This is a genomic window from Streptomyces asoensis, from assembly GCF_013085465.1.
GTDB classification, from domain to species: Bacteria; Actinomycetota; Actinomycetes; order Streptomycetales; family Streptomycetaceae; genus Streptomyces; species Streptomyces cacaoi_A.
Genome location: NZ_CP049838.1, coordinates 3,373,558 through 3,395,195 on the forward strand (window position 1 = coordinate 3,373,558; position 21,638 = coordinate 3,395,195).

General features: G+C 71.5%; 17 protein-coding genes. 11 read left to right on the plus strand and 6 right to left on the minus strand.

Features of this window, described 5'->3' with window-relative positions; translation table 11 throughout:
• Positions 1-43: 43 nt before the first annotated feature.
• The 3 genes from G9272_RS15130 to G9272_RS15140 all read left to right on the plus strand — a co-directional run bounded on the left by G9272_RS15130 (position 44) and on the right by G9272_RS15140 (position 4,490).
• Positions 44-793, plus strand: coding sequence for a response regulator transcription factor (locus G9272_RS15130; protein WP_171401993.1), 750 nt, complete (start codon positions 44-46; stop codon positions 791-793).
• On the plus strand, positions 780-2,840 hold the full coding sequence (locus G9272_RS15135) for a sensor histidine kinase (protein ID WP_171397074.1): 2,061 nt from the start codon (positions 780-782) through the stop codon (positions 2,838-2,840). The genes G9272_RS15130 and G9272_RS15135 overlap by 14 nt, the downstream gene beginning before the upstream one ends.
• A gap of 993 nt (positions 2,841-3,833) precedes the next feature.
• The gene (locus tag G9272_RS15140; protein ID WP_171397075.1) at positions 3,834-4,490 is read left to right on the plus strand and encodes a class F sortase; all 657 of its coding nucleotides are present in this window, start codon (positions 3,834-3,836) and stop codon (positions 4,488-4,490) included.
• Between the two features lie 39 nt (positions 4,491-4,529).
• Here G9272_RS15140 and G9272_RS15145 read toward each other — a convergent pair whose 3' ends face one another.
• On the minus strand, positions 4,530-6,095 hold the full coding sequence (locus tag G9272_RS15145; RefSeq protein WP_171397076.1) for a discoidin domain-containing protein: 1,566 nt from the start codon (positions 6,093-6,095) through the stop codon (positions 4,530-4,532).
• 203 nt (positions 6,096-6,298) lie between these two features.
• The gene (locus G9272_RS15150) at positions 6,299-8,482 is read right to left on the minus strand and encodes an alpha-galactosidase (RefSeq protein WP_253267805.1); all 2,184 of its coding nucleotides are present in this window, start codon (positions 8,480-8,482) and stop codon (positions 6,299-6,301) included.
• Positions 8,483-8,867: 385 nt separating this feature from the next.
• Here G9272_RS15150 and G9272_RS15155 point away from each other — a divergent pair, with 385 nt between their 5' ends.
• From G9272_RS15155 to G9272_RS15165, 3 genes are all read left to right on the plus strand, one after another.
• The gene (locus G9272_RS15155; protein ID WP_253267806.1) at positions 8,868-9,965 is read left to right on the plus strand and encodes a LacI family DNA-binding transcriptional regulator; all 1,098 of its coding nucleotides are present in this window, start codon (positions 8,868-8,870) and stop codon (positions 9,963-9,965) included.
• A 123-nt stretch (positions 9,966-10,088) separates the two neighbouring features.
• Positions 10,089-10,355 carry a hypothetical protein gene (locus G9272_RS15160; RefSeq protein ID WP_253267807.1) on the plus strand — a complete coding sequence of 89 codons (267 nt, stop codon included), beginning with the start codon at positions 10,089-10,091 and terminating at the stop codon, positions 10,353-10,355.
• A gap of 147 nt (positions 10,356-10,502) precedes the next feature.
• Positions 10,503-10,877, plus strand: coding sequence for an SCO4225 family membrane protein (locus G9272_RS15165; RefSeq protein ID WP_253267808.1), 375 nt, complete (start codon positions 10,503-10,505; stop codon positions 10,875-10,877).
• Positions 10,878-10,999: 122 nt separating this feature from the next.
• Here the strand turns inward: G9272_RS15165 and G9272_RS15170 are convergent, their stop codons facing one another.
• Together G9272_RS15170 and G9272_RS15175 are read right to left on the minus strand one after the other, a co-directional pair.
• Entirely contained in the window at positions 11,000-11,200 is a 201-nt protein-coding gene (locus G9272_RS15170) for a hypothetical protein (protein WP_171397078.1), read from the minus strand.
• Positions 11,201-11,339: 139 nt separating this feature from the next.
• Positions 11,340-11,606, minus strand: a complete 267-nt coding sequence (locus G9272_RS15175; RefSeq protein WP_171397079.1) for a hypothetical protein — start codon at positions 11,604-11,606, stop codon at positions 11,340-11,342.
• A 311-nt stretch (positions 11,607-11,917) separates the two neighbouring features.
• Between G9272_RS15175 and G9272_RS15180 the strand changes: the two genes are divergently transcribed.
• Positions 11,918-12,055: a hypothetical protein gene (locus G9272_RS15180; RefSeq protein WP_171397080.1), complete on the plus strand. Its 138-nt coding sequence runs from the start codon at positions 11,918-11,920 to the stop codon at positions 12,053-12,055.
• A gap of 60 nt (positions 12,056-12,115) precedes the next feature.
• Here G9272_RS15180 and G9272_RS15185 read toward each other — a convergent pair whose 3' ends face one another.
• Complete coding sequence (locus G9272_RS15185; protein WP_171397081.1) at positions 12,116-13,462, minus strand: hypothetical protein; 1,347 nt, start codon at positions 13,460-13,462, stop codon at positions 12,116-12,118.
• A gap of 580 nt (positions 13,463-14,042) precedes the next feature.
• On the opposite strand from G9272_RS15185, the gene G9272_RS15190 reads away from it, so the two are divergent.
• The 3 genes from G9272_RS15190 to G9272_RS15200 all read left to right on the plus strand — a co-directional run bounded on the left by G9272_RS15190 (position 14,043) and on the right by G9272_RS15200 (position 17,500).
• Positions 14,043-15,353: a diacylglycerol/lipid kinase family protein gene (locus G9272_RS15190; protein ID WP_171397082.1), complete on the plus strand. Its 1,311-nt coding sequence runs from the start codon at positions 14,043-14,045 to the stop codon at positions 15,351-15,353.
• Positions 15,354-15,580: 227 nt separating this feature from the next.
• Complete coding sequence (locus tag G9272_RS15195) at positions 15,581-15,907, plus strand: carboxymuconolactone decarboxylase family protein (protein ID WP_171397083.1); 327 nt, start codon at positions 15,581-15,583, stop codon at positions 15,905-15,907.
• A 156-nt stretch (positions 15,908-16,063) separates the two neighbouring features.
• Positions 16,064-17,500: a DUF2252 domain-containing protein gene (locus G9272_RS15200; protein WP_171397084.1), complete on the plus strand. Its 1,437-nt coding sequence runs from the start codon at positions 16,064-16,066 to the stop codon at positions 17,498-17,500.
• 19 nt (positions 17,501-17,519) lie between these two features.
• On the opposite strand, the gene G9272_RS15205 is transcribed toward G9272_RS15200, so the two are convergent.
• On the minus strand, positions 17,520-18,596 hold the full coding sequence (locus G9272_RS15205) for a LacI family DNA-binding transcriptional regulator (RefSeq protein WP_171397085.1): 1,077 nt from the start codon (positions 18,594-18,596) through the stop codon (positions 17,520-17,522).
• 457 nt (positions 18,597-19,053) lie between these two features.
• On the opposite strand from G9272_RS15205, the gene G9272_RS15210 reads away from it, so the two are divergent.
• The gene (locus G9272_RS15210; protein WP_171397086.1) at positions 19,054-21,150 is read left to right on the plus strand and encodes an RICIN domain-containing protein; all 2,097 of its coding nucleotides are present in this window, start codon (positions 19,054-19,056) and stop codon (positions 21,148-21,150) included.
• Positions 21,151-21,638: the final 488 nt, after the last annotated feature.

Here is a 21,638-nt window from a genome sequence, read left to right on the forward strand (position 1 = left end):
GGTTCGGGCGCTCGCTACGATCCTCGGCGTGTGCGCAAACATCATGGTCGCCGAAGACGACGCGAAGCAGGCAGAACTGGTGCGTCGCTACCTCGAGCACGAGGGACACGCGGTCACGGTCGTCGAGGACGGCCGTGCGGCTCTCGAGGAGGTCCGGCACCGGGAACCCGACCTGCTCGTCCTCGACGTGATGATGCCCCGGGCCGACGGCCTCGACGTGGTGCGGATCCTGCGCGCCGAGGACCGGGAGATACCGGTCCTGATGCTGACGGCCCGCAGTACGGAGGACGATCTCCTGCTCGGGCTCGATCTCGGCGCCGACGACTACATGACCAAGCCGTTCAGCCCCCGTGAGCTGGTGGCCCGGGTCCGCACACTGCTGCGCCGCAACCGGCGCACCGCGGCCCCCTCCCCCGCCGCCGACCCCGCACCCACGCCCGGCCCCGCGCCCGCCGAGGCCGACGACGCGCTGACGGTCGGCACGCTCAGGGTCGATCCCGTCCGGCACGAGGTGTCGGTCGGCGGTACACCGGTCGTGTGCACGCCCGGCGAGTTCCGCATCCTCGCCGCGATGGCGGCGGAGCCCGACCGGGTGTTCACCAGGCAGCGGCTCCTGGCGGAGCTGCACGGCTTCGACAAGTACATCAGCGGCCGCACCGTCGATGTGCACGTCATGCATCTGCGCAAGAAGATCGAGCGGGCCCCGCGGCGGCCGGTCCGCCTGCTCACCGTCTTCGGCGTCGGCTACAAGCTGACCGACCCCGCCAAGGGAGCACCCCGTGCGTCGTCGTGACGAGCGGGCGGGACGGGCGGGACAGGCGGGGTCGACGGGGCGGACACGGCTGCCGCTCCGCAGGAGCCTGCTCGGCCGGCTGCTCACCGTTTCGGCGCTGGTGGCCTCCTGCTCGGTCGCCGCCACCGCCTGGCTCGCCGTACAGACGACCTCCGTCGCGATCCGTCAGGAGCAGGGCCGCAACCTCAGCACCGACGCGAGGATCTACGACACCCTGCTGGGTTACGCGGCCGGCCATCCCGACTGGACGGGCGTCGCCGGCACCGTACGGGAACTGGCCCGGGAGTCCGGGCGCCGGATCGTGCTGACCACCGAGGACCGGCAGCCGCTCCTCGACTCCGCCGCCGGCTCCTCGCCCGCCGCAGAGCTGCCGACGCAGGCCTCGGCGGTCGTCGACCCGCTGTCGGTCGACACCGTGCTGGTGCCCGATGCCGTTCCGGTCGGCACGGACCGCGTCGACCCACGGGCCGTCGGGCCGTTCCTGCTGCCGGCGAAGGAACGAACGGTCCTGCGCAGGGCCTACGCCCGCAGCGCGGAGTGCCTCGCGGGGATGGGGATCGCCGCGGATGTCGTCGACAGCCCCAGCGGGCGGCCCTGGGTCCGGTTCGTGAGCGACGGCGCCGACCGCGACAGGGAGCTGAAGTGTCTGTCCGTCGGCGGTGCCGCGACCACCGCGACCGAGGACAAGGCCCTGCGCGCGCTGGAGCAGCTCGCCGACGCCTGTCTGAAGCGGCAGGGCCGTACGGGCGTGAAACTGAACCTGGATCTGTCCTGGGACCGGGGATACGGACAGGAAGGCGCGGATGTCGGCTCGTCGGCGCCCGTCCCCGTGCCCGAGACCGGCATCACCGAGGCAGAGGCGATCGAGCGGCGCATGGCAGAGAAGAAGGCGGCCGCGGCGGGTGTTCCCACCGACGGCGCGGCACAGGCCCGCGGCAGCGGGTACGACCGGGCCGTGGCCGCCTGCGTCGGCAGCGCCCGCCGTGAACAGCTCACGGCCTATGTCGCCGCGCCCGCCCTGCTGTTCATCGACGGCCCCGGCGCCGTCAGCGTGCCCGGTTTCGACCTCTCACCGGCCAACACCGCACGCATCGCCGGGGTCACGGCCCTCGTCCTCGCCCTCACCGTCGGCGCCTCGGTGATCGCCGGAACCCGGCTGGTACGCCCGCTGCACGCGCTCACCGGCGCCGCCCAGCGGATGCGGGACGGCCTGGACTCGGCGCCCGTGCCGGTCGGTCCGGACAACGAGATCGGACGGCTGGCGCTGGCCTTCAACGACATGGCCGCGCACCGGACCCGGCTCGAGGAACAGCGCAAGGTGATGGTCAGCGACGTCGCCCACGAGCTGCGCACCCCGCTGAGCAACATCCGTGGCTGGCTGGAGGCCGCGCACGACGGTCTGGCCGAGCCGGACCCGGCGTTCGTCTCCTCGCTCCTCGACGAGGCGATACAGCTCCAGCACCTCATCAACGATCTACAGGACCTGGGGGCGGCCGACGCGGGCGCGCTGCGGCTGCACCTGGAGCCGGTGTCCGTCGACGACCTGCTCGGCCAGGTCGCCGCGGCACACCAGGGGCCGGCCGAGACCGCGGGCGTGACCCTGGAGGTCGCCACGGCGCCCGGCTCCCCTCCCCCGCCGCCGGTCGAGGCCGACCCGGTCCGGCTGCGCCAGGCCGTCAGCAACCTGCTCTCCAACGCGGTACGCCACACCCCGCCCGGTGGCCGGGTGACGCTGCGTTCGTATGTCACCGAGGGCGGGGACGAGGTGGCCGTGGAGGTGGCCGACACCGGCAGCGGCATCCCGGCGGGCGATGTCCCGCATGTGTTCGACCGCTTCTGGCGGGCGGAGAAGTCCCGCAACCGCAGCACCGGCGGCAGCGGCCTCGGGCTGGCGATCGTGCTCAAGCTCGCCGAGGCGCACGGGGGCACGGCGAGCGTGACGAGCACCGAGGGACAGGGCTCGGTCTTCACCCTGCGGTTGCCGGCCATGACCGGCGGGGACGCCGAGCGGCCGAGGGGCGGCGAGGAGACCGCCGTCCGACCCTGATGCGACGAGGTGATGCTCTGACCCTGATGGGATGACCACGACGATCTGACAGCTTCTTCACAAGTGACGGCAAGTCTTCGGTCATGCCCGCGGTCACCGAGGCCGGGCTGGAACTGGAGTCCTACATGTCCCGCCGTCCCACCCTGCGTCTCGCCGTACTGACCGCCCCTCGCGGCCGGTGCCCTGCTCGCCCCCGCCACCGCGGCCGTCGCCGCCGACCCGTCCCCGGCGGCGTCCGCGCCGACGGACGGCGCGGACTCGGCCCTGGCCGAGAAGAAGGCCGAAGACGCCAAGACGGCCAAGGCGGCCAAGGCGAAGGAGGAAGCGGCGGCCGCCGCCAGGAAGGCCGAGGCCGCCAAGCAGCTGCCGCGGGGCGGCGTCGACGCGGGCGAGGCCACGGCCGGTGACAGCGGCTCCGGCACCACCGCTCTCGTCGGTTCCGCCGCCGGCGCCCTGCTGCTCGCGGGCGCGGGCACCTTCGTCATACGCCGCCGCGCCGCCGGTCGCCCCAACGGCTGACCCGCACCCCGCCCGACCGACACACCATGGCGCCGCCCCTCACGGGCGGCGCCATCGCATATCGCCGTATGCCGTCACGCACCTCCGCGGGCGTCCGCGGGCGTCAGCGCAACGCCGCAGACCTCCGCTCACCTCCGCGCAACGCCGCAGGCCTCCGCGTATCGCCGCGGACCTCCACTCACCTCCGCGGGCGTCTTCGCATCTCCGCGAGCGTCTTCGCACCTCCGCGAGCGTCTCGCACCTCCACGGGCGCCCGCGCAACGCCACAGACCTCCGCATATCGCCGCGAACCTCCACCCACCTCCGCGAGCGTCTCGCACCTCCGCGGGCGCCCGCGCAACGCCACAGACCTCCGCATATCGCCGCGAACCTCCACCCACCTCCGCGAGCGTCTCGCACCTCCGCGGGCGCCCGCGCAACGCCGCGGGCGTCCGCGAATCGCCGCGCATGCACCCACCCTGCTTGGAGCCCGTCATGTCCCCCGTACACCGTCCGGTACGGCGCCGCGCCACCCTGCCGGCCCCGCCCGCTGTCCGTCTCGTCCGCGCCGCCCTCGTCGTACCAGTAGCGCTGGCCTTGCTCACCGGCTGCTCGTCCGCCCCCGAGAAGGCCGCTGCCGCGGCCACCCCGGGTTCCTCCGCCGCCGCGGGCACCCCCGCGTCCGGCGGCGCGTCGCGGACCGAGCAGCCCCCGGCCCCCGCCGAGGTGGCCATCCCCTCGCTCGGGATCACCAGTTCCCTGATGGAGCTCGGCCTCAACACGGACGGCACCGTCGAGGTCCCACCGGCCGACAAGGGCATGACCGCGGGCTGGTACACCGGCGGTGCCGTGCCCGGTGAGCCCGGTGCCGCCGTCATCATCGGCCACAACGACACCCGGTTCGGCAAGGCCGTCTTCCATGACCTCGACAAGATCACCGAGGGCGCGGACATCACCGTCACCGACGCCCAGGGGGATGCGGCGCACTTCTCCGTCACGGGCACCGAGAGCGTCAGCAAGAGCTCCTTCCCCACCGAGAAGGTCTACGGCCCGACGGCGGACCGCGCCCTGCGGCTGATCACCTGCGACGGCGACTTCGACGCCGACGGACACCCGGTGAACAACCTCATCGTCTACGCGACACGGGACTGACCGCCGGACCGGGACCGGCGGGACGGGCGGGCGCCTCGCTCAGCTGTCGCGGAGGCGGGTCGCCAGGGCGGCCAGGGTCTGGGCGGTGTCGGTCAGGGACTGGACGGCCGCCTCCAGGTCCGCGGCCAGAAGGGGCGCCGGGATGGCGAGGGACTCGGGTGCGGACCCGGGTGTGGGGACCTCCGTACCGCGATAGCCGATGGGGCCCTCGTTGTAACGCTGGTAGTAACCGGTGAACGCCACCCCGCCGGTGGGGTGTTCGACGAAGCGGACCCGGGCGAGCTGGGTCTGCGTCGAGCCGGAATTGCGGGTGATGTCGAGGCGGTAGTGGCGGTAGCGGCGGTGGGCCGAGGCGGGGACGCGGAGGCGGAACTCCCTGGTCTCGAAGCGGCCGTTGAAGGTTTCCCCGGCGCGGGAGTCCAGGGGGGTCCAGGTGCGGCCGTCGGACGAGCCGTGGAGGGTCCAGTCACGCGGGTCGCGTTCGGGGCAGTCGTTCGCGGACCTCAGGGCGTACGAGGTGACGGCGGCGGGGCGGGCGAGGGTGAAGAAGAGCTGGGCGGTGTCGTCGTCCGCCAGCCACTTGGTCCGGGAGCCGTTCAACAGGTTGTCCGCCGTCTCCCCCGCTTCCTCGAACTCGTCGCTCGCCTCGACGTCGGTCACCTGGACGTCGTTGGCCTCGGCTTCGGCCGACTCGGTCTGGAGCATGGCCACGCCGGAGTTGCCTCGCTGGTCACGCCAGGTCACCCGCTCCACGGGGGCCCCGCCGTCGTCCACCAGCAACCGCAGTTCATGGGAGCGGTGCCAGCCACCGCCGTATCCCTCCTCCGTGCGGAAGCGGTACAGCCCGGACGCCGACGTCTCCTCGAGACCCTCCGGAAAGGCCCAGCCGCCGGTGAGGCGGCCGCGGTACTCGTAGGCCGTACCGTCGGCGGCGCGGTGGGAGCCGTGGAAGTCGGACATGTTCGACTGGAAGCTGATGGCCGATTCGGCCCCGTCCGCCCCTCGCCAGCCGAGCTGCGCGGGCAGCGAGTGCTCGTCCCGGTCGAGGTGGAACACCAGCCGCGGGGCCTCGTGCCAGGACGTGGTCGAGGAGGCGTGGGCGGCGCGGATTTCCGTCCGGAAGGCGAACACCGAGTTCCGGGCCGCCTGCGCGGCCAGCGCGCGCTCCGAGCGGCCCCGCTCGTCCACGGAGTCCAGGGTGATCCGGTAGAGCCGGAGCGTGCTGCGCGCCTCGGCCGAAACACGTATCTCCAGGGTGTTGGTCCCCGGCTTCAGCATGAGGGCCGGCACCGCGAACACGTTGTCCTGCGGAAGGTCCCCGCCGCCGGGCACGGTGAGCTCCTCGGCCAGCGCCTCACCCTGGAGCAGTACGTCGATCGGGGCGTGGCCCGGGGCGGAGCCGAGCCGGGAGACGAGGGCCGTGACGGTGAGCGTCGCCTCGGGGATGTCCTCCGGGTCCGCCACCTCGAAGTCAAGCGTCACCGTTCCGCCCGCGTTCAGTGCCAGGTGGTTTCCGCCGAATCCGGCCCGGTCATGCCTGACCTCGGCGTTGGACAACCCGGCCGGGTCGACGGAGAAGTCGGCGAAGGTGGCTTGCATACTCATGGCGCTCAACTCCTGATAGACAGTCAACACCGCTGCCACCAAAGGGCGGTGACGCGATCAGGGGGACCCTAGTGCCTCCCTCTGACAGTGCCGATCGCCCAAGTCGCCTCCCTCGCACCGTGGTTCACCGATCCGATGACCTCCGCGCAGGCCGAGGACGCGCCGGCCCGCGCGGGAAGACGATGACGCACGTGACCGGCCGGTCAGGGGTGCGACGGCAAGCCGTCCGGCCGTGACGACGCCACGTCGAGGCGGAGCAGCACGGCGGTACCGGGGCGTGGCAGGGAGACGGTGAGCTGCCCGCCGACGGCGTCCCAGGTCGTGGTCGAGTCGGCGGTGACGGGGTAGAGCGGCGTGGGGTGAACGTAGGCGCCGCGCAGGTGGGGGACCGTGACGGTGCAGGTGCTGTCGTCGGCCGGGTGCCGGTCGCGGGGGCGCGGGGCTCCCCCTTGCCCCCCGGCGGCGGGCTCCCGTCGCCACAGTGCGAGCCAGGTGGCGGTGGGACCGCGCCAGCCGTAGGCGAGCCAGGTGTCCTCCCAGGAGGGCAGCCCGAGCGGCCAGAACGGCAGGCTGCCGGGGATCTCCGCACGGAGGGCCTTGTAGACGGAGAGACCCGAGCGGACGAGGTCGAACTGCTCCGGACTCATGCGGTCGAGGAACCCGGACAGGTGGATGCGGCCCGGCAGCGCGCCGGTGAGGGTGAAGGCGATCTCGTCGAGGCCGAAGTGCGGCTGGGGGTAGGCCCACACGGCGGCTTGCTCGGGGGTCGCCGCGGTGGCGGCTGCTGCGGCGATGGGCGGGTAGCGCAGGGGGTCCTGCTGGTCGCTGGTGGACTGGATCTGGACGACGGCGAGCTGCGCGTAGTCCATGCGCAGTCCGCCCGACGCGCAGTTCTCCAGGACGAGGCCGGGGTGCCGGTCGAGGAGGGAGCCGAGCCAGTCGAGGTGCGCGCGGTGGTGCCCGAGCAGCCCGGCGCCGGCGCTTTCGCCGCCGTGCTCGGTGCCGGGACCGATGTTGATGTTGTAGTCGAGCTTCAGATAGCCCACCCCCCACTCCCCCACGAGCCGGTCGACGACCCGGTCGAGGTGGGCGCGGGCCGCGGGGTGGCGCAGGTCCAGGTGGTGACGGCCGTGTTCGGTGACGCGGATCCCGCCCCGGCGGAAGAACGCCTCGGGCGGCAGGGTGTCGGCCAACGGGCTGCGCACGCCGACCACTTCGGGCTCCAGCCACAGTCCCGGGGTCATCCCATGCCGCTTGATGGCGTCCAGGACCTGCTGGATGCCGCCGGGAAAGCGCCTGTCGGAGGCGTCCCAGGCGCCGACGGCGTCCCACCAGCCCTGGGCGTCGTCGTCGTACCAGCCGGCGTCGATGACGAAGACCTCGGCGCCGGCGGCTCCCGCCGCTTCGACGAGCGGCTGGAGTCTGTCGGCGGTGGGGTCGCCCATCAGGGTGTTCATGTAGTCGTTGTAGATCACCGGGAGCGCCGTGTGGTCCGGGTGACGGCGGCGGATCCGGCGCCGGTAGGCGGTGAGTTCGCCGAACGCGGCGTCCAGGCCGCCGGTTTCGACGCCGACGAGGACGGCCGGCACGGTGGTGAACTCCTGGCCGGGCTCGAGGAGTTGGTGCCACTGGTGATGGGCGTCGTCGGGTCCGAAGAGGGCGAGGTAGGCGGCGCCCTCCCGTTCGCCGGTCTCGTAGCGCCAGCCCGCGCTGGACTCGATCTGCCAGAGCCAGGCCCGGCCCGTCCGGTCGTCGGTGAGCGCGGCCATCGGCAGGTGCCGGCCCGAGGACCAACTGCCCTGCGAGTACCGCTCGAAGCAGCCGCGCCCTTCGTGGCCGTGGGCGGCCCGGCTCAGCTGGACGACGTGGTCGCGGAGCGCGCTGTGCCGCCAACGGCACTCGGCGAGCCAGTCGTTGTCCGCCCAGTGCAGGGTCAGGCCGTCCGGCGCGCCCGAGCCGTCCACGATGCCGCCGACGGCCAGGGTCGACACGCTCTCCAGCCGGAGCGGCGCGCCGCCCTCGTTGACCAGGCGCACCTGCGAGCGGAGGAAGCGAGTGCCCGGGCAGGTCCGCAGGGTGATCTCGGCGGCGAGGCCGGTCGTCGGATCCGCCAGCCCGATCGTCGTGCGCTGCCAGTCCCCCTCGTCGACCGTCTCGTGCTCCCGGTAGGCCAGGCGGTCGCCGATGGCGGTGTCGATGAAGCGTTCGCCCGACCAGGTGCGGCCGTGGCCGGTGGCCGTGACCTCGACCAGGGGAAGCAGGGCGGGCCAGTCCCGGCCCGGCGCGCCCAGCCTGACCGACCCGGCGGAATCCGCGACGGCGTACAGCCCAAGAGCCTCGTGGGACCAGAGAAGAGATCTCTCGACTGCTTCGACAGCGACGGTCAACGCGGTTCCCCCTTCTGCGATGTGCGGTCTCCCGCGTACGCCGCGGTGTGCGGTCTCCCGCGTACGCCTCGGTGTACGCCTCGATGTGCGCCTCGGTGGCGCCTCGATGTGCGCCTCGGTGGCGCCTCGATGTGCGCCTCGGTGGCGCCTCGATGTGCGCCTCGGTGTGCGATATCTGATGCGCTGTGGTGTGCGATTTTCCGATGCGCCGCAGCGCGTGACGTCCGATGCGCCGCCCTGTGCGATCTCGCGCGGATTCCGCCTGGTCGTCCGCCGGTCCCGCCCGGCTCCGCGCCCGTCGGCGCGCGATGTGCGCTGATACGATCGCCGGGCACATCCCGGGTTCCTGTTGACGGTCGACGTTGTGACCGCTCACAATCGTGACATGGATGTGACCGGTCACACAAGCCCCGGCAGCCCCTCGGATCCCGGGCCGGAACCGCGCTCGGATCCCGGGCCGGAACCGCGCAAGGCCGCCAGCATTCGCGACGTCGCCCAAGCGGCGGGCGTCTCGTACCAGACCGTTTCGAGGGTCATCAACAGCCACCCGAACGTCCGCGAGGAGACCCGCAAGCGGGTCGAGGCGGCCATCGGGACACTGGGGTTCCGACGCAACGCCACCGCGTTCGCGCTGGCCAGCGGCGTCACCCGGTCGGTCACCGTACTGACGTCGAACACCACCCTCTACGGCTACGCGGCCACCCTCCAGGGCCTGGAGGAAGCGGCCCGCGCCGCGGGTTACTCGCTGGGCGTGAAACTGCTGACGCCCGAGGAGGACCTGGACCGCACCGTCTCCTCGGCCGCGGCCGACGGTGGCGGACTGATGGTCATCGGCTTCGACCGGCTCGCCGCTTCGGCCCTGGACCGCGTCCCGGAGAACGTGCCGTGCGCCGCGGTCGTCGAAGCGCCCTCACACGGCCGGACCCCTCCCCGCCCGGCCGTGTGGGCCGACGACCGTGAAGCGGCCCGCGCCGCCACCGCGCATCTGCTGGAGCTCGGACACCGGACCGTGCACTACGTCGCGATCCCGACGTCGGTGGGCACCCGGCGCTCGGAAGGGCCGCGAGCGCAGGGCTGGCGGGGAGCCCTGGAAGCGGCCGGCGTCACCCCGCCCGAACCCCACGGCGGCAAGGGCTGGGACGCGCGGGTCGGCTACGACGAGGGACGGGAACTCGCCCGCGACCCGGGCGTCACGGCGATCCTGTGCGGCAACGACGACCTGGCGCTGGGCGTGCTGCGCGCACTGCACCACGCCGGACGGTCGGTACCGGGAGACGTCAGCGTCATCGGCTTCGACGACGCCCCGCACTCGGAGTTCGTCACCCCGTCCCTCACCACCGTCCGGATGGACTTCCAGGGCCTGGGCCGCGACGCCTTCGCCCTCCTGCGCAGCCAACTGGAGAACGACTACCGGCCCCCCGCTCCGACGTTCGCCGGCACGGACCTGATCATCCGCGAAAGCACGGGACCCACCGCCGTGTGACACCGGGCGGACCATCACCTTTCGTCGCTGCCGTGGCCCAGCCGCCGGACCCCAACGCCAACCCGCTTCAGCCATCCCCATCCCCAGTCGGACGAGACGGACCTGGTCCGGCAAGGCCGGCTGATGGCGTTCGTGCGGTCACAGACGTTCCAGCCGCGGACCGACCTGGACATGCTGTTCGTCGCCGTGGACGTGGAGCGCGGGGCGATCATGACGGCCCGGCTGATACCGAGCGCCACCTTCGAAGCGATGGTGACCGAGCCCAACAGCGGAGGGCGCTACCGGTTCTCGGCTTCCATGAAGCCTGACTCCAAGGACCGTTGGACCCCGTTCCGGCTGACAGCGGCCGAGCTTCCCAGGCGCATCCTCGCTCGGCTCGCCGAACTGTGAGCACGACGTCCACCGAGCCGACCGCGTCAGCAGCGCCTGAAACCCCATGCCGGATTGAGTACCCGTACTCAACCCTGAATGCGGGCCCTGATCCATCGTGGAGATCACCGACCCGGATCGACCCGGCCCGACCCGAAGGAACCCACGATGACCGATGCGCGTATCTCGAACCCCGTTGAGCGCCCCCGGCTGCGGAGGACTCGGGCCCTGCTGGCGCCCGCGGTGGACAACTGGCTCGCGCGTGGGTATCTCGTCGTGGTCGCGGCAGCGCTGGGGTTCTTCCTCTGCGCCGTGTACGTGCTCCCGGACCCCGGGTTCGCCGGGATCTGGCCGCTCATGGCCACGGCGCCGACCAGCATGCTCGCCTTGCTGTTGTCGACACCCGCGGGGTACTCCTCGCTCACCTGGCTGAGCCCGTTGACCTTCGCCGCCGGTACGGCCCTGGCCGGGCTGTTCAACGCCGTACTGCTCGGCCGGCTCGTGCGCCGGCTGCGGGTGCGGCAACCGCGTCCGGCCGTCTGAGATCGGCGCCTTGCGGACTCCCGACGCCTGGTCAGTGGCCGGGCACGGGGCGGACGGTGAGGATCTGCTCTGCCTGTCCAACCGAGCCGGCGATGTCGTGCAGAACGGTGTTGGTGAGGACGTCAGCCGACCTCCTTGGCGGCCTGTTGGGCGGCCTTGTCGACGTCCTTCGCGCTCACGTCGAGTTCGTTGGCGATCTGCCTCTCCGCTTTGAGCCGGGCCTTGTCCAACGCCTGCGAGAGCGTGCTTTCGCCGACAATCACCAGGGCGGCCTGTCCCTCGTCGATGAGGTCGCCGAACTCCTTGACGTCAGCCCGGGACATGCCGCGTGACGGTGGACCTCCTGCTGATCGGCGTGGCGGCCCGGCTCCTGGTGAACGCGGTTGAGGAAGGCGACAGCGGGACCGGCCGACCACCGGCGGCGAGAACGGCACCACGTCCACCGCCCGGTGACCCAGGAACTCATTTCGGTCGTCGACTGTGTCGGCTGGAGCGTCGACGCACGGTGAAGGCGCAGGCAAGCATGCCGAGGCCCCAGGCGATCAGAAGGGCGCCCCACAGCGGCATCGTCACCTCTGGAATGAGAAGGCGGATCCTGACGCTGCCTCGGTTCTCGAAGATGAAGACCAGGGCGATCGCGGTGATCACGACGAAAGGCAAGAGCCGGCGGACACCAGGGCGGGAGAGGAACGACGTGTGCGCCTTGTGGTCTGTGCTGGTCCCGGCCATGGTTTCCTCCCGATCACGGTGCCCCTGGCCCGACTGCGGCAGCCCGTCCCGCCGGCTGCCGATGAGGGAGCGGGAGGGTGTTGATCGCCAGGCCGGTGCCCTCGGTGCAGGCGGGCGGATCGGCGGGGGGGCGACCGGCGTGAGGGGCGCCTTGCCCGCGAGGAACGACCCGATCCCGTCTCCGTCACGTCAGGGGTCGTCACCGACGAGGGCATCTTCGCCGAATCAACCCATGTCACCACTCTGCGCGCCTCATGGATCATCCGCATCCGCCGCGGAGCGCAGTGGTCGGCGTGGAACACAGGTGCCGCGTGTCGGTGCCGTACTTCACCGACCGCTACGGGGACCGGTACGACGCCGTAAAAGCCACCACCCCGACCTGCGCGAGGCCCAGAACGCGCCGCGAGGCGCCGGGAAAGCAGCGCAGCGGGCTGCGGCGCCTGCGCTGAACCGGGCGGATCGCCGTCACGGTCCGCCACAGCCCCTGGCCCCCCTGCCCGACGAACCGCTCACTCGCCGCCCTTAGGGCGCGAGGGTGCCGCCCGCTCGGCATCGACGGTGGCGCGGCCGGTGGCGGCGAGGAGTGCGAGCAGTGCGAGCACGGCCAGCAGGATGACGACCAGCAGCACGATGGTCAGAGCCGTCGGGTGGTTCCAGAGCGCGAAGACCAGGGCCACGATCAGCAGGGCGGCCAGAGCGATCCACCGGCGGTGGGCCTGGGTCCAGGTGCCCACCCGGCCGGTGCGGACCTGGTGGGTGTAGGCCCACCGGGCCGTGGAGTCCGCGGCGCGCTCGGATGTGCCACGTACAGCGCGCGGCAGTCGTCCGGGGCCGATCAGATAGGCGCCCAGCGCGATGACCAGACCGAGCACGATCGCCGTGCGCAGGCTGACCCTCAGGAAGTGCACCAGGGTGTCGAAGACGGCTGCCGCGGCGGCCTCCGACTGGACCTGGGGCGGGAGGTGGTCCAGGTAGTAGCGGCGGGCGACGACCAGGACGATGGCCACGACCAGGCAGGCGAAGGCCGCGCCGAGAGCCGTACGGGCCAGGGCCCGGCGGCGCCGGTGGGCCAGCAGCACACCGGCCGCGCCGATCACCACGACGATCACGGGAAACCAGTTGCCGACCACGTCCAGCAGATGGGCGCCCTTGCGGATCTTCTCCAGCTGCTCGGACTGGAAGAGCACCATCTGCTTGTCGACCTCGGGGATCTTGGCGGCCGGGGACAACCCGGCGTCCACGAGCGCCTGTTTGACCTGGTCGACGGCTTCGCCGACGTCGAGGGTGACCGTCCCGCCGTCCACCCCCACGGCGCCCCGGCCCTCGCCGGTGAGCGCGTGCACGACCGCGGCGTGGGCGCGCCGGTTGGCGTTCGTCCAGATCCGCTCGAAGCGGTCGCTCTCTACGAAGCGGGTGGCCACCTTCTCCACCGTGTCGGTGACCGCGGAGTCGAGCTGCGGGCCCAGCCCCTTCACGGCCTGCGCGGCGCGCGGCGGCAACCCCTGCGCCTGGAGCCAGGCGGCGATGTCCGCGGCGGCCCGGCTGCCGTCCACGCGTACGTCCGCGGCATGGGTGATGCGCTTGACCGCCGCGTCCTCGATCGCCGGATCCGAGGCGAGCGGCGAGACGGTCGCCACGTACCGGTCGGTGTCCAGCGCGATGTCGTGCACCCACACCGTGAGCAGCGCGACCGGCACCAGGATGCAGGTGAGCACGATGAGCACCGCCGAGACGGTGTTCCGCGCGATCCGCGTGGCCGCCGAGCCGTGCTTGGTCCCGCTCCCCGCCGCGCCACCCGCGCCACCCTCCGGGGCGGCAGCGGGCTCGGACGGCTCGTGCTCGTGCGGGCTGGTCATGGGGGCTCCAGGGCTCCTGGGGGATGGGCCTGCCTCCATTTCCGCCGCTCCACGGCGAGACTGCCCGCCCAGGCGGTCCGTACGGGCGAGCCGCGGTCGACCGCCCGCCGCCGGGAGTGGCAGCGCCGGCCCGCAGGCGACCTGAAGGCTCGACAGCGAGGGGATCCGCGCCGTGTCGGCGTGTCGATCGCTTCGGGCGGGGGATCACCGCGGTGCATCGTGCCGCGGCGGCGGCGATGGTGAGCATGCGGCGCACACCGCCGAGTGGTGCAATGGACAGGTGGTGGCGGGAGTGCGCTTGCGCGGAGCTGCACCGCATCGAGTCCGGCCCCGTCGCAGCCGTACCCGGTCGCGGCCGTCGACAGACCGCACCGCTGCCGAGGTGCTTCCCCGTGGGGTGGCGAACGAGGCGGACGCAAAGACGCCCGAATCGAGGCCCGGACAGCCCCGGACCGGGCGCGTTCGCCGTCGACCCGCGCCCCTCCGCTCGGACAACGGTGGGGATCGCCGCTGGACACCACTGGACGCGGTGCCACGCACAGTCGCGCCGGCCGTGCCCCCCGACCGGGCAGGAGGCTCCATGCACAGGGACTCCGGGGCGCGCGGTCGCCTCGTACAGCGTTGGTCCGCACGGCTTGCCCTCGTGGCCGGGCTTGCCGCGGTGGTGATCCTGATCGTGTTCGCGGGAATCCAGAGCATCGTGCTCCTGGCCACCGGTCTGGCCGGGCTGGCCATATCGGGAGCGAGCCTGTGGTGGGCACTGACCCTGCGTGGCATCGGCAGGCTGCTCGCCTTCACCCTGGCCGCCGTCACCCCGCTCGCGGTGCTGGCGCTCTACGCATGGGCGGAGCTGCTGTGGGTCGTACTCGCTTCCCTTGCCCTGTGGGCCCTCGCGGTCTCCGTCGGCGGAGCGGCGCTCAGCAGGGACGCCGAGCCGACCGGGCCCCCGGAAACGCGGACTGCTCCTCCCCAGCACCCCTTCCTCATCATGAATCCACGATCAGGCGGGGGAAAGGTGGGGAAGTTCCACCTCAAGGAGAAGGCCGAGGCGCTCGACGCCGACGTCCTCCTGCTGGACACGGCTGATCAGCAGGACGTGGTCGCGCTCGCCGACAAGGCAGTCGAAGACGGTGCCGACCTCCTCGGAGTCGCAGGCGGTGACGGCACACAGGCCCTGGTCGCCGGAGTCGCCGCCAGGCACGGCATTCCCTTCATGGTGATCTCGGCCGGAACCCGCAACCACTTCGCCCTCGACCTCGGCCTGGACCGGGACGACCCGTCGACCTGCCTGGACGCGCTCGCCGACGGCGTCGAACTCCGGGTCGACATCGGTTTCGTCGGTGAGCGAGCCTTTGTCAACAACGCGTCCTTCGGCACCTACGCGGCCGTGGTGCAGAGTCCCGCCTACCGCGACGACAAGGTCGGCACCATCCTCCAGACGCTTCCCGACCTGCTGACCCACCGACGCGGTCCCCGGCTGGCCGTCCGTACCGCGGACGTGGCCTTCGACGGGCCCCAGGCCGTGCTCGTCAGCAACAACCCCTACCGGATGGGCGACCTCGCCGGCCTCGGACGCCGCGAGGTCCTGGATTCAGGTGCCCTCGGCGTCCTGGGCGTCAATGTCGACAACGCCGCGCAGGCAGCCGAGTTGCTCGCGGGGAGGCACGCGCCCGGCCTCACCAGCCTGACCGCCCAGGAGGTCGTCATCGATGCGGACGAGCCCGAGATCGAGGCCGGGGTCGACGGTGAGGCACTGACCCTGCCGACGCCCGTACAGTGCACGATCCACCCCCGGGCTCTGCGCGTCCGCGTACCACGCCACCGCCCCGGCGTGCCCCGGACGAGGGCCCCCATGAACTGGCGGCAACTGCGAAAGCTGGCCCTGAGCTGAGAGACCGTCGTCCGTGAGCGGACCGCTTCGCGCTCTTGCTCCCCTCCGCCGGCGCCGGAACGGGCGGGACCTGTCGGCTCGGCCGCCATGGCGCGGCTGACCACGAGCGCGCCATGCGCGAGGCCCGGATGGGTTCTACGGTTGAGGGGAACCCCACCTTCGCGGAACTCGGTTCCTTCCGCCCTACATCTCCCTCGGGCTCGAAACTCACCAGGAGGGCATGCGCCATGTCCACTGCATCCGACACCCCTGTCCTGGACACCCTCGCCGCCATGACGGTCGACTCGATCGAACGATGCGGGCTGGCCCCGGACATGCTTCTGCTCACCCGCATCGCGGCACTCGCCGCCTCGGACGCCCCGCCCATCTCCTACGCGGCCCACATCGACCCCGCCCTCAGGGCGGGCATGACCGCAGACCAGCTTCAGGACGTCCTGGTCGCCATCGCGCCCATCGTGGGCACCGCCCGCGTTATGACGGCAGCGGGCAACATCGCCGCGGCACTCGGCATCGCCATCGCCGTCGCCGATGCCGAGATCGAGGCGCGGGGCTGAGAGCAGACGCCCACCCGGCATCATCGACGATCCGCGCGGCCGACCTCGGGCAGAAGGCCACGGAGCTGCCCTTCTGTTCCGTGGTGCCCCGTGCCTGGCGACGTGTCCGGTGCCGGGGCGTCCCCACGGCCGCAGGGCCAGGCAGGAGGGTCTTCGATGTCCCAGAACGCGACCACGGCCATGCGCGCCGCACCCCACACCACGCCCGCGGACCGCGTGGCTCTCGGCAAGGAGGCGCGGCGCATCTCACCGCGGTCGGGCCACGCCGTGTACCGGCCGTCTCCCGACCGGCCGGACCCGCTGGCGATCCTGGAGGCGCAGTCCGCGGCACGGGTGCCCGAACTCGTCCCGATCCGCTACGGCCGGATGATGGAGTCCCCGTTCCGCTTCTACCGGGGCGCCGCCGCGATCATGGCATCCGACCTGGCCGACAGCCCGGTCTCGGGAATCTCGGCCCAACTGTGCGGAGACGCACACCTGCTGAACTTCCGTCTGCTCGCCTCGCCGGAGCGACAGTTGATGTTCGACATCAACGACTTCGACGAGACACTGCCGGGCCCCTGGGAGTGGGACGTCAAACGGCTCTCGGCGAGTCTCGTCATCGCGGGCCGGGCGAACGGCTTCGACGACGACGAACGCGCCCGCGTCGTGAGCTCCACGGTCCGTTCGTACCGCGAGGCGATGATCCGCTTCGCGGGCACGGGAAACCTCGACGTCTGGTACGCGAAGATCGACGCGGACCTCCTCGAGACCCTGGCCACGGGCCGACTCCACGGAACGAAGCGCGGTCAGAAGAACCTGGCCCGCGCCATGGCGAAGGCCCGCACCCGCGACAGCCTCCAGGCCTTCGACAAGCTCACCGAGACGGTCGACGGCCGGCCCAGGATCGCGGCGGATCCCCCGCTGCTCGTCCCGGCCGGCGACCTGCTGCCGGACATCGAACGCAGCGCGCTGGAGCGCCAGTTCCGCTCTCTCATCGAGCGGTACGGCCGCACTCTCGCCTCCGACCGGCGCACGCTCCTGGAGGACTACCGACTCGCGGACGTCGCCCGCAAGGTGGTCGGCGTCGGCAGCGTCGGCACCCGATGCTGGATCTTCCTCCTGCTCGGCCGGAACGACCAGGACCCGCTCTTCCTCCAGGCCAAGGAGGCCGACACCTCCGTACTGGCCGCACACGTCGGCACGAGCCGGTACCGCAACCAGGGCGAGCGGGTGGTCTCGGGCCAGCGGCTGATGCAGGCCACGAGCGACATCTTCCTCGGCTGGGAACGGGTGGACGGCATCGACGGCAAGCAGCGCGACTTCTACGTCCGCCAACTGCGCGACTGGAAGGGCATCGCCATGCCGGAGCGGATGCGGCCGAAGGACATGCAGGCGTTCGGCGAACTGTGCGGGGCCACCCTGGCTCGCGCGCACGCCCGGTCCGGCGACCGCATCGCGATCGCCGCCTACCTGGGCGGCGGCGACTCGTTCGACCGAGCACTCACCACCTTCGCCGAGGCCTACGCCGACCAGAACGAACGCGACCACCAGGCCCTGGTCGACGCGGTACGCGCGGGCCGCCTCCCCGCGGAGGAACTGCCGACGACCTGACCCAGGAGGGAGCCTCGCCTCACAGGGGCCGGTCACGCCGTGACGGGGCCGGGCCGCTGCTCTCCCGCACGATCAGCTCCGGCTCGGCCCACAGGGGCAGGGCCGGGGCGGTATCGGGCTCGAGGAGCCGGTGGAGCAGGCCGAAGCAGCCCCGGCCGAGGCCTTCGAAGTCGAGGCGGACGGTAGTCAGGGCGGGGTGCGCGTAGGCGGAATGGGGGGCGTCGTCGAAGCCCACCACGCTCAGGTCGCCCGGCACGTCCCGGCCCGCCTCCCTGGCCGCGCGCAGTACGCCGAGTGCCAGGTCGTCGTTGCCGCAGAGCACGGCCGTGACCGACGGGTCGACCAGCAGCGAGCGGGCGACGAGGTAGCCGGAGCGAGGGCTCCAGCCGGCGTCGAGCGGTTCCGGCAGGGGCCTGCCGGCCGCCCGCAGGGCGTCGCGCCAGCCCTCGGTGCGCTGGCCGATGCGGGTGGTGGAGGACGGGATCGCCAGGTAGTGCACGGTCTCGTGGCCGAGGCCGATGAGATAACGGGTGGCCTGGGCCGCGGCCGCCCGGTCGTCCAGCCAGAGCTGGGGCCGGCCGCCCGGGCTGCCGTCCTCGGGCCGTTCCACCGCCGCCGCAGCCGGGAACCCGGCCGGCAGCGCCTGCCATGCCCGTACGCCCGCCGCGTCGAAGGCGATCACCAGCACCGCCTCCCCCGGCCGGCTGACCCGGGCCGCGACATCCGCGGGCTGCTGGGCCGAGCCGGTGTCGAGCACGCTGATCCCCACCGCGAAGTCAGCCGCCCTCGCCGCCTCCTCGATGCCCTTCAGAGTCGCCGAGGCACCGTACAAAGAGGTGTCGGAGGTCAGCACGGTCACCGAGCGCACCGCACCGCCGGCCAGCGCCCTGGCCATCCGGTTGGGTGTGTAGCCCATCTCGGCGATGACGTCCAGGACCCGGGCCCGGGTCGAGTCCTTGACCCGGGGGTGGCCGTTGACGACCCGGGAGACGGTCTGGTGGGACACGCCCGCCTCCTTGGCGACGTCCCGGATGCTGACGGTCTTCGGAGCCTGCGGTCCCCCGGCGGAGCGGGGGGCGGGGGTCGCTTCCTGCATGGTGGGGACGGCTCCTCGTCGGTACTGGCCAGGCAACGGTGACGGCGGCGTTGGACCAGGGAGTCGGGATCGACGGCCATACCGTACCCGCAGCGGTGCTGATCTTCTTCGACAGCCCGAGGCCACCTTCTGCGCGCCCTGGAAGCCTCCCGACCGCCCTCCCCTGACGCGAAGCGAAGAGAAAAGTTCCACGCGGAGTATTGCGGGGGCCAAATGTTACCGTTCACACTTCTCCCTGCGTCACCGACGCGTCAACGCCCGATGTCGGGGGCGCGCAGGGGTCCACTTACGGGGTTCACCTCGGAGCTCTCCCCGTGCAAGCCCTGCCGCACCTTCTCCGCCACGCCATCTGCCGCTGTCGCCGAGTCCTGTGGAGCAAAAATGTGAACGTTAACATTTCCCGGCCCATACGTCCGCATCTGCTGCCGTTCGTTCGCATCAGGAAAGGGTTGATTCCATGTCTTCAGGGAGAACCGCCGCGACCCACTGGACAAGGCGTATCGCCGTCCAGGTGTTGGTCCTGAGCCTGGCTCTCGCCGGGTTCGTGGCCATGGGCGGTGGCCCGACACCGTCGGCGGACCTCGGCCGGACCGAGCCGGTCGCGGTGACCACCAACCAGGTCGCGGTTCCGCCGGCACCAATGGGCTGGGCCTCCTGGAACAGCTTCGCCAGCAGCATCGACCACAACACCATCAAGGCCCAGGCCGACGCACTTGTCTCGTCCGGAATGGCCGCCGCCGGCTACAAGTACGTCAACATCGACGACGGCTGGTGGCAGGGCGCCCGCGACAGCAACGGCAAGATCGTCACCGACGAAAGCCTGTTCCCCGGCGGCATGAAGGCCATGGCCGACTACATCCACGGCAAGGGCCTGAAGGCGGGCATCTACACCGACGCGGGCAAGCAGGGCTGCGGCTACTACTACCCCACCACCAGGCCCGCGGCGCCCAACACCGGCAGTGAGGGCCATTACCAGCAGGACATGCAGACGTTCCAGGAGTGGGGCTACGACTTCGTCAAGATCGACTGGTGCGGCGGCAACGCCGAGGGCCTCGATCAGGAGACCACCTACAAGGCGATCAGCGCAGCCAACGACGCCGCGACCTCGATCACCGGCCGCAAGCTGGTCCTGTCGTTCTGCGAGTGGGGCACCGGCAACCCCTGGAACTGGGGCGCGGGCACGGCCCCGATGTGGCGCACCAGCACGGACATCCTCTTCTGGGGCAACAGTCCGTCCACGGCCAACATGCTGGCCAACTTCGACAAGACGCTGCACCCCTCGTCCCAGCACACCGGTTACTACAACGACCCGGACATGCTCATGGTCGGCATAAGCGGCTTCACAGCCGCCCAGAACCGCACGCACATGGGCCTGTGGGCGATCTCCGGCGCCCCGCTGCTGGCCGGCAACAACCTCACCACCATGAGCTCCACCACCGCGTCGATCCTCAAGAACTCCGAGGTCATCGCCATCGACCAGGACGCCCGCGGCCTCCAGGGCGTCAAGGTCGCCGAGGACACCAAGGGCCTGGAGGTCTACAGCAAGGTCCTTTCGGGCACCGGCAAGCGTGCGGTGCTGCTGCTCAACCGCACCTCCTCCGCCGCCTCCATCACGGCCCGCTGGTCCGACCTGGGCCTGACCACGGCCTCCGCCTCCGTGCGCGACGTATGGACGGCGACGAACACGGGCAGCTCCGCGACGAGCTACACCGCCGGCGTCCCGGCCGGCGAAGCGGTGCTGCTCACCGTCTCCGGCACCGAGGCCTCGGGCACCACCTACGAGGCGGAGTCCTCGTCCAACACCCATGCCGGTACCGCCGCGACCGACTCCTGCGCGAACTGCTCGGGCGGCTCGCTGGTCGACTGGATCGGCAACGGCTCCGCCAACACCCTGACGTTCAACGGCGTCAACGCCTCGGCCTCCGGCGTGAAGCTCGCCACCATCGCCTACGTGAACGGCGACAGCACCGCCCGTAAGGCGACGCTCCAGGTCAACGGCCAGCAGCCCACGGTGGTCTCGTTCCCGCCGACCGGCTCCTGGACCACTCCCGGCACCGTCTCCGTGCTGGTCGGTATGGCCAAGGGCGCCAACACCATGAAGTTCTCCAACAGCGGCGCCTGGTCGCCCAACCTCGACGCCGTCCTCCTCCAGGGCATCGCGGGCACCAACGGCAACGCGATCATCGGGGCCGGCTCCAGCCGCTGCCTCGACATCGCCAAGAATTCGATCACCAACGGCACCCAGCTCACCTTCTGGGACTGCGTCGGCGGACACAACCAGACCTTCACGTCCACGTCGCGCGGCGAGCTCGTGGCCTACGGCAACAAGTGCCTCGACGCCGACAACAGCGGCACCACCAACGGTACGAAGGTCATCATCTGGGACTGCACCGGCGGCACCAACCAGAAGTGGACCGTCAACTCCAACGGCACCATCACCAACAACCAGTCCGGGCTCTGCCTCGACGCCGTCAGCAGCGGCACGACCAACGGGACCAAGATCGACCTGTGGACGTGCAACAGCGGGACCAACCAGAAGTGGACGCTCAACTGACGGCCAACTGACGGCGCTGCCCTCGGAGACCGGTCCCACGAGACGACGCACCGGGAAGTAGCTGCCACAGCACCGAGAAAGGAACGTTTCCGCAGGTCGGAGGAGTGCAAAGGTGGGGCGGGTGGGACTCGAACCCACGGCCGACGGATTATGAGTCCTTCGAGGATCTTGGCGGCCCTTGCCGATCAGTGCCGGTTCACGCCGTTCTTGCAGGTCAGACATGCTGATCTATGTCAGCCCTGTACAGTGCTTGTCGGCCTGTTCCTGTCCTTGTGGCCCCTCAATGACCCCTGAGGGTCGATGAGTTGGACGCTTGCCACAGCAGCAGCCGCCTCCGCCCAGTTCAGTCGAGGGGCTGGAACCCTTCGCGCAGCGAAGTCCCTTACCGACGCGATGATGCTCCATCCCAGGCACCGGGGTGGAGCATCGTCCCGGACGTCAAGAGGCGGTCCCGTCCACCGGACTGCGCATCGACCTGGGCAGCGGCG

Bases quoted from the DNA above. Each gene is read 5' to 3' on its own strand.
- G9272_RS15130 (WP_171401993.1), top strand. From the start codon at position 44: ATGGTCGCCGAAGACGACGCGAAGCAGGCAGAACTGGTGCGTCGCTAC.
- G9272_RS15140 (WP_171397075.1), top strand. From the start codon at position 3,834: ATGTCCCCCGTACACCGTCCGGTACGGCGCCGCGCCACCCTGCCGGCC.
- G9272_RS15145 (WP_171397076.1), bottom strand. From the start codon at position 6,095: ATGAGTATGCAAGCCACCTTCGCCGACTTCTCCGTCGACCCGGCCGGG.
- G9272_RS15155 (WP_253267806.1), top strand. From the start codon at position 8,868: ATGGATGTGACCGGTCACACAAGCCCCGGCAGCCCCTCGGATCCCGGG.
- G9272_RS15160 (WP_253267807.1), top strand. From the start codon at position 10,089: ATGGCGTTCGTGCGGTCACAGACGTTCCAGCCGCGGACCGACCTGGAC.
- G9272_RS15165 (WP_253267808.1), top strand. From the start codon at position 10,503: ATGACCGATGCGCGTATCTCGAACCCCGTTGAGCGCCCCCGGCTGCGG.
- G9272_RS15170 (WP_171397078.1), bottom strand. From the start codon at position 11,200: ATGTCCCGGGCTGACGTCAAGGAGTTCGGCGACCTCATCGACGAGGGA.
- G9272_RS15175 (WP_171397079.1), bottom strand. From the start codon at position 11,606: ATGGCCGGGACCAGCACAGACCACAAGGCGCACACGTCGTTCCTCTCC.
- G9272_RS15185 (WP_171397081.1), bottom strand. From the start codon at position 13,462: ATGACCAGCCCGCACGAGCACGAGCCGTCCGAGCCCGCTGCCGCCCCG.
- G9272_RS15190 (WP_171397082.1), top strand. From the start codon at position 14,043: ATGCACAGGGACTCCGGGGCGCGCGGTCGCCTCGTACAGCGTTGGTCC.
- G9272_RS15195 (WP_171397083.1), top strand. From the start codon at position 15,581: ATGTCCACTGCATCCGACACCCCTGTCCTGGACACCCTCGCCGCCATG.
- G9272_RS15200 (WP_171397084.1), top strand. From the start codon at position 16,064: ATGTCCCAGAACGCGACCACGGCCATGCGCGCCGCACCCCACACCACG.
- G9272_RS15205 (WP_171397085.1), bottom strand. From the start codon at position 18,596: ATGCAGGAAGCGACCCCCGCCCCCCGCTCCGCCGGGGGACCGCAGGCT.
- G9272_RS15210 (WP_171397086.1), top strand. From the start codon at position 19,054: ATGTCTTCAGGGAGAACCGCCGCGACCCACTGGACAAGGCGTATCGCC.